The sequence below is a fragment of the Mycobacterium sp. genome (genome assembly GCF_035633495.1).
Classification (GTDB): Bacteria; Actinomycetota; Actinomycetes; order Mycobacteriales; family Mycobacteriaceae; genus Mycobacterium.
Window position 1 is genome coordinate 64,801 of record NZ_DASQEU010000041.1, and the last position, 6,802, is coordinate 71,602.

Annotated in this window: 6 protein-coding genes; all 6 read left to right on the plus strand. The window is 66.0% G+C overall.

All coding sequences use genetic code 11. The annotated features are described in order from the left end of the window. The first annotated feature begins 58 nt into the window (after nucleotides 1–58). From VET27_RS06440 to VET27_RS06465, 6 genes are read left to right on the plus strand one after another with little or no spacing between them, the layout of a single operon-like run. Nucleotides 59–982 carry an ABC transporter substrate-binding protein gene (locus VET27_RS06440; protein WP_526516237.1) on the plus strand — a complete coding sequence of 308 codons (924 nt, stop codon included), beginning with the start codon at nucleotides 59–61 and terminating at the stop codon, nucleotides 980–982. A 15-nt stretch (nucleotides 983–997) separates the two neighbouring features. Next, a complete protein-coding gene (locus tag VET27_RS06445; RefSeq protein WP_526516239.1) occupies nucleotides 998–1,927 on the plus strand; it encodes an amino acid ABC transporter permease in 930 nt (309 codons plus the stop codon). 29 nt (nucleotides 1,928–1,956) lie between these two features. Then, on the plus strand, nucleotides 1,957–2,709 hold the full coding sequence (locus VET27_RS06450; protein ID WP_526516258.1) for an amino acid ABC transporter ATP-binding protein: 753 nt from the start codon (nucleotides 1,957–1,959) through the stop codon (nucleotides 2,707–2,709). Nucleotides 2,710–2,716: 7 nt separating this feature from the next. Further along, nucleotides 2,717–3,850: a MacS family sensor histidine kinase gene (macS, locus tag VET27_RS06455; protein WP_526516241.1), complete on the plus strand. Its 1,134-nt coding sequence runs from the start codon at nucleotides 2,717–2,719 to the stop codon at nucleotides 3,848–3,850. After that, a complete protein-coding gene (locus VET27_RS06460) occupies nucleotides 3,820–4,476 on the plus strand; it encodes a response regulator transcription factor (protein WP_526516243.1) in 657 nt (218 codons plus the stop codon). Before macS ends, VET27_RS06460 begins: the two co-directional genes overlap by 31 nt. Before the next feature lie 56 nt (nucleotides 4,477–4,532). Next, on the plus strand, nucleotides 4,533–6,275 hold the full coding sequence (locus VET27_RS06465; RefSeq protein WP_526516245.1) for a DUF2339 domain-containing protein: 1,743 nt from the start codon (nucleotides 4,533–4,535) through the stop codon (nucleotides 6,273–6,275). Nucleotides 6,276–6,802 lie beyond the last annotated feature (527 nt).

Here is a 6,802-nt window from a genome sequence, read left to right on the forward strand (position 1 = left end):
CGTCACGTCGTCGCCCGTGGTGAATGAAAGGCGACCCGATGAAGAAAGAAGAGACAACGTGGTAGCTGAACTTCAAGGCCGTCGAGCGAGCAGACGCTGGTGGCGCGGCGCTGCGGTGATTGCCGTATCCGGTGCGCTGATTCTGTCGGGCTGTACCAAGAACACCGACACTACGGGTCCGACGACGGAGACCACCGCGGTGAAGGCCGCCAAGGTCGACGACATCGCCAATACGGTCCCCGAGGAGATCAAGTCCTCCGGCAAGCTGATCGTCGGAGTCAACGTGCCCTACACGCCGAACGAGTTCAAGGATTCGAGCGGCAAGATCATCGGCTTCGACGTCGATCTCATGAACGCGATCGCGTCCACCCTCGGTCTGACGGCCGAGTACCGAGAGGCGGACTTCTCCAAGATCATTCCGTCGATCCAGGGCGGCACCTTCAACGTGGGCATGTCGTCGTTCACCGACACCAAGGAACGCGAGCAGGCCGTCGACTTCGTCACCTACTTCTCGGCCGGCTCGCTGTGGGCCAAGCCGCAGGGTTCGGACATCGACCCCAACAACGCCTGTGGCAAGAAGGTCGCGGTGCAGTCCACGACTACGCAGGAAGTCGACGAGCTGCCGGCCAAGAGCAAGGCGTGCACCGACGCGGGCAAGCCGGCGATCGAAATCGTGAAGTTCGACGGCCAGGATCAGGCCACCAACGCCGTCATCCTCGGCCAGGCGGATGCGATGTCGGCGGACTCCCCGGTGACGCTGTATGCGATCAAGCAGAGCAACGGCAAGCTCGAGCAGGCCGGCGAGGTCTTCGATTCGGCGCCCTACGGTTGGCCCGTGGCGAAGGGTTCCCCGCTGGCGGCGTCGCTGCAGAAGGCCCTCGAGCACCTGATCGAGACCGGTGACTACAAGACGATCGCGTCGAACTGGGGTGTCGAGGCAGGGATGATCGACAAGCCAGTCATCAACGGCGCGACCAGCTGATAGCCGGATTCACTGATGAGCGTTGACGTTTCGTCGCCACCCGATAGTGCAGCCGTCATCAATGCTGTCCCTATGCGGCACCCGTGGCGGTGGGTGACGGCGATCGTCATCGTCATCCTCGTCGCGCTGTTTCTGTACGGCGCGGCGACGAACGACGCGTACGGCTGGAGCACCTTCGGCAAGTACATCCTCGACGAACGGATCGTGTCGGGGGTGCGGGTCACCCTCGAGCTGACCGTCCTGTCGATGTTCCTGGCGATCGTGCTGGCCGTGCTACTCGCGGTCATGCGGCTGTCGCCCAATCCGGTGTTCCGCTCGGTGTCCTGGGTGTACCTGTGGATCTTTCGCGGCACCCCGGTCTACGTCCAGTTGGTGTTCTGGGGCTTGTTCCCGACGATCTACAAGAACATTCAACTGGGCATTCCGTTCGGTCCGACGTTCTTCACCCTGAACGTCCAGAACCTGTCGCTGTACTTCCTCCTCGCCGTCATCGGGCTGGGTTTGAACGAGGCGGCCTACCTGGCCGAGATCATCCGCGCCGGCATCAGCTCGGTGCCGGAAGGGCAGTCGGAGGCCTCCACCGCGCTGGGCATGTCCTGGCTGCTGACCATGCGGCGCACCGTGTTGCCGCAGGCCATGCGGGTGATCATTCCTCCGACCGGCAACGAGTTCATCGGCCAGCTCAAGACCACGTCGCTGGTGGCCGCGGTGCCCTATACGTTCGACCTGTTCGGGCGTCAGCGCGATATCTCGGCGGTGCTGTTCCAACCGATCCCGCTTCTGCTGGTCGCGGCCGCATGGTATCTCCTGATCACCAGCATCCTGATGGTCGGACAGTTCTACCTGGAGCGCTACTTCTCCCGGGGGGCCTCCCGCAAGCTCACCGACAAACAGCTCGGCGCACTTGCTGAGGCACAGACGCTGGGAGAGGTGGGGCACACATGACCGCAGTTTCCGACTCGGTGACCACGCCGATGGTGAAAGCCGAAGGCGTCTGCAAGAACTTCGGTGCGCTCAAGGTCCTCAAGGGCGTCACACTCGAGATCGGTCGTGGCCAGGTGTTGGTCCTGGTCGGGCCGTCCGGATCGGGCAAGTCGACGTTCCTGCGCTGCATCAACCACCTCGAGGTGGTCAACGCCGGCCGGCTCTATGTCGACGGCGATCTGATCGGCTACCGCGAGCGGGCCGGCAAGCTCTACGAGATGCCACCCCGAGAGGCGTCCAAGCAGCGCCGCGACATCGGGATGGTGTTCCAGCACTTCAATCTGTTCCCGCACCGCACCGCACTTGCGAACATCATCGAAGCGCCCATTCAGGTCAAGGGCGTGAAGAAGGCGACAGCCATCGCCCGTGGCAAGGATCTGCTGGAGCAGGTCGGACTGTCGGAGAAGGCGGAGGCCTATCCGGCGCAGCTGTCCGGCGGCCAACAGCAGCGCGTCGCGATCGCGCGGGCGCTGGCGATGGATCCCAAGCTGATGCTGTTCGACGAGCCCACCTCCGCGCTCGACCCCGAGCTGGTCGGTGAGGTGCTCGGGGTGATGAAGAAGCTCGCCAGCGAGGGTATGACGATGGTGGTGGTGACCCACGAAATGGGCTTTGCCCGCGAGGTTGCCGATCAGCTGGTGTTCATGGACGGCGGCGTGATCGCCGAAAGCGGCAAACCGCGCGAGATATTGAGCAACCCGCAGCACGAACGCACGAAGGCATTCCTGTCCAAGGTGATGTAGAGCGGTGATGCCGGCGGCACGCGCACCGGACCCCGCCACTCCACTGTGGCGGGCGGCGCAGGTGTTCCGGCTGCTGAGTTGCCTCTATGCGCTGGGCTTCCAGATCGCGATCAACGACGACCTCGAGCGCCCCGCCATCGGGTGGGCCCTCTTCGCAATGCTGATCTCGTGGAGCGTCGCCTGCGCGGCGGCCTACCTCCACGGGTACGGCCGGCGGCCGACGTGGGTGTGCGCCGAGGTCGTGGTGGTCGTTGCCTTGATGCTGTCGACGGAGATCGTCGCTTCCGACCGGTGGGCACTGGACAACCAGTCCTGGCCGACGACCCTGTGGGCGACGAACGCCACGATTTCGGCGGCGATCCTGCTCGGGCCGGTGGGTGGCATGGTGATCGGGCTGGTGGTGGTTGCGGCCAGTGCGGTGCTGAAGGGTTACCTCAGCATCGACGTCGGACGCAATGCCACCGTCGTGATCGAGCTCGCCGTCGGCTTGGCCATCGGCATGGCCGCCCAGACGGCCAGGCGCGCCCACACCGAGTTGCAGCGAGCGGCCCGGCTGGCGGCGTCGCTCGAGGAGCGCGAACGGTTGTCCAGGGAGGTGCACGACGGCGCCATCCAGGTGTTGGCACTGGTGGCCCGACGAGGGCGTGAGATCGGTGGTCCAACAAGTGAACTCGCGGAGTTGGCGGGCGAACAGGAGCGCGTGCTGAGGCGGTGGGTCAGTGCCGCGGGCGCGCCTGTACCACAGGGACTCGAGGCCGATCTCGTACCGATGTTGCGCAGTCGCGCCTCTGATCGGGTATCGATCAGCCTGCCGCCCGATCCGGTCATGCTCTCCGCCGACGTGGCCGCGGAAGTCGACGCGGCGGTGGCCAATGCCCTGGAAAACGTCGCCGCCCATGCGGGCGCGGACGCCCGCGCCTTCGTCCTGCTCGAAGACCTGGAAGACTCGATCGTGGTCAGCGTTCGTGACGACGGACTGGGGATCCCGGCTGGGCGCCTCGAGGAGGCCGTCCACGAAGGCCGGTTCGGGGTATCGAAATCGATTGTCGGGCGGATGAATTGGCTGGGCGGTAGCGCCCGGTTGAACACCGGGCCGGGAAGGGGGACCGAATGGGAGCTGACCGTTCCACGTTCACCGTGATGGTCGTGGACGATCACCCGATCTGGCGTGATGCGGTCGCCCGTGACCTCGCAGAGGAGGGTTTCACCGTCGTCGCCACGGCCGACGGTGTCGGCTCGGCTCGTCGCCGCGCGGCAGTGGTCAAACCCGACGTGGTGGTGATGGACATGCGACTGTCGGACGGCAGCGGTGCAGGAGCCACCGCCGAGGTGCTGACGGTGTCCCCGTCCTCGCGCATCCTGGTGCTCTCGGCGTCGGACGAACGCGACGACGTGCTGGAGGCGGTGAAGGCCGGTGCCACGGGTTATCTGGTGAAGAGCGCGTCGAAGGGCGAACTCGCGGAGGCGGTTCGAGCGACCGCCGAGGGCCGTGCGGTGTTCACGCCGGGGCTTGCGGGTCTGGTTCTGGGTGAGTACCGGCGGATCGCGCGGGCGCCCGGCGGCGAAGCCACCCCCAGCCTGACCGAACGCGAGACCGAGATCCTCAGGCATGTCGCCAAGGGGCTGACCGCCAAGCAGATCGCCGAGCAACTGTCCTTGAGCCACCGCACGGTGGAGAACCACGTGCAGGCGACCTTTCGGAAGTTGCAGGTGGCCAACCGCGTCGAGTTGGCGCGTTACGCGATCGAACACGGCCTCGACGAATAGGGCCGACGGGTAGTACTACTCATCCCATCGAGCCCGGATGGTGCCACGATGGCGCTATGACCGAACCGGATCAGGCCGTCATCGCCAGGTTGTCGTCCGACTTCGCAGCCATCGCTGCGTACTTGGCGAGGGCGTCCGTCGACTTGCGGCAGCTCGAGCGGATCGTGGCGGAGCGACCCACCCAGCCCCAGCCTCAGCCGCAGCCGCAGGCGTTGCCGTGGCCACCCGTGACGCCCACGGTGAGGCCTCCCGTCCCGCAGGCAGCGCCGCAGCCGGCAACACGGCGATCGGAAGGCTGGATCGGCAAGGCACTCGCGGTGGCGGGGGTTGCCGTCACGCTGGTCGGCGTGGCCCTTCTGCTCGTCCTCGCCGCCCAGGCGGGGGTCCTACGTCCGGAGTTCCGGGTGTTCGCGGGCGCGGCCCTGGCGGGCGGACTGATCGCAGTGGCATGGCGACTCAACCAACGGCCGGGTGGTCGGGTGGGTGCGATTGCGTTGGCCGCCACGGGCATTGCGGCCGCATACATCGACGTCATCGCCATGACGACGATCTACCAATGGGTGTCGGCTCCAGCCGGTCTGGTGATCGCGGCGGCCGTCGCCGTTTCCGGCCTCATGCTGGCGCGCCGTTGGGATTCCGAGCACCTCGGCCTTCTGGTCCTGGTCCCGCTGATCGGTCTCGCGCCCGTGGTCGCGGACGGCATCACCTTGCTGCTGGTGGGCTTCATGTTGGCGTTGAGCGCGGCGTCGGTGCCAGTGCAACTGGGCAGGGACTGGCTCGGCATGCACGCTGCGCGGATGGCAGTGAGCACGCTTCCGCTTCTCGTCGCCCTCGCATTGTCGAGCTTTGATTCCAAGCAGTCGCCCCTGCTGGCGGTTGCGTGTTCGGTGGCGGGTGCGCTCGCGATTGCGAGCGCGTTGATCCTGCTGCCGCACACCAAGAATGCGGTGGCGATGGCACTGCTGAGCGCGGCGGGGACGATGCCCGTGTTGGCAGCGTCCCCGGCCGTCGACCGAGTCTTCGCTTCGCTGATGGCTGCACTGCTGTCAGCGGCACTACTCGGGATCGTCCTCGCCGGTGGCCGGCTGTCGATGGTCACCTCATCGGTGCGGACGATCTGGTCTGCATTGGCTGCGGTGTCGGCGCTCGTTGCGGTGACGGTCGCATTCGACGGCCCGGTCGCGGCGCCCGTGCTTTTCGCGATGGCGGTCGTCGTGGCCGTCGGGGGCCGGCGTCATCGGGTCGCTCGGTGGTGTGCGCTGGGGTTCGGTGTCGTGGGCGGACTGTGCTATCTCGGTTACGCGCCGCTATCGACGTTGGTCTCGGCGACCGCATTGGCTACGCCGATCGCGGTGTCGACGCTCATCGCCAGCTTGCTGATGGTGGCCTGCGCCGTGGCGATCGCGTGGTCGTGGCCCAAGGACTGGTCGTGGGCCGCCGCGGCGGCGGTCGCGTTGTACGGGATCACTATGTTCGCCGTGACGGCCGGCGTGCTGCTCGGCGGTGAGGCTCAAGGCTTCTTCGCCGGGCATGTAGCGGCAACGATCTGCTGGATTACGTTGGCAGCAGCCGTTTTCCGCTACGCCGCAAAGGTTCCGCGAGCGCAGCGGTCGTTGCCGATCAGCGGCGGCATGGCGCTCGTCGCGGCCGCCATGGCCAAGCTGTTCCTGTTCGATCTCGGGACACTGGACGGCATCTTCCGTGTCGTCGTCTTCATCGTCGTGGGTCTGGCACTGCTGGGCATGGGAGCGGGCTATGCGCGACTGCTCGCGCAGCAGGACGACCGTGAGCAAGCGTGAGGGGAGAACGCACGTGTTTGCGCCGGGGTGCGATCACGTGCTTCGACTTGACGATCATTCCCTGGGTCTGCACGATGACGCGCTTCTTGAGCAGCAATGCAGGCAACGCTGCGGGCATCGACATCAGGTGTCTGCCGAGGTGAACGTGAAGCACGACATCCACGTTGTTGCGGTTCTTGAAGATCCAGATGAGCGCAGAGGGGGCAGCGATACCGGCGTGACCTGTGAAGGGCACGACCTGTCGCCCCCGGAACAGTCGCACGTTGGTGCCGTAGAGCACGTCGGGCGGTTGCGGTACCCACGGAAAGCGCCCGTGATGGACGGCGTGTCCTTGAGCGCGGATCTCACCCGCCTGGTTGAACGCAACCCGGGCGGGTCCTCCATATGCGCCGTCAGGTGTGACGAGCGTGAGGACTTGCCGAACGTTCATGACGTTCGACGGCTTCGAACACCGTGTGCGGATGGAGTAAGCATGGCTCGACGACGAAGCTTCCCGATCGCGAACAACAGTTTTCGACGGCCACCAA

Excerpts from the sequence above, each read along its gene's own strand:
- VET27_RS06450 (WP_526516258.1), top strand. The coding sequence starts at position 1,957 with ATGGTGAAAGCCGAAGGCGTCTGCAAGAACTTCGGTGCGCTCAAGGTC.
- macS (WP_526516241.1), top strand. The coding sequence starts at position 2,717 with ATGCCGGCGGCACGCGCACCGGACCCCGCCACTCCACTGTGGCGGGCG.
- VET27_RS06460 (WP_526516243.1), top strand. The coding sequence starts at position 3,820 with ATGGGAGCTGACCGTTCCACGTTCACCGTGATGGTCGTGGACGATCAC.
- VET27_RS06465 (WP_526516245.1), top strand. The coding sequence starts at position 4,533 with ATGACCGAACCGGATCAGGCCGTCATCGCCAGGTTGTCGTCCGACTTC.
- VET27_RS06445 (WP_526516239.1), top strand. The coding sequence starts at position 998 with ATGAGCGTTGACGTTTCGTCGCCACCCGATAGTGCAGCCGTCATCAAT.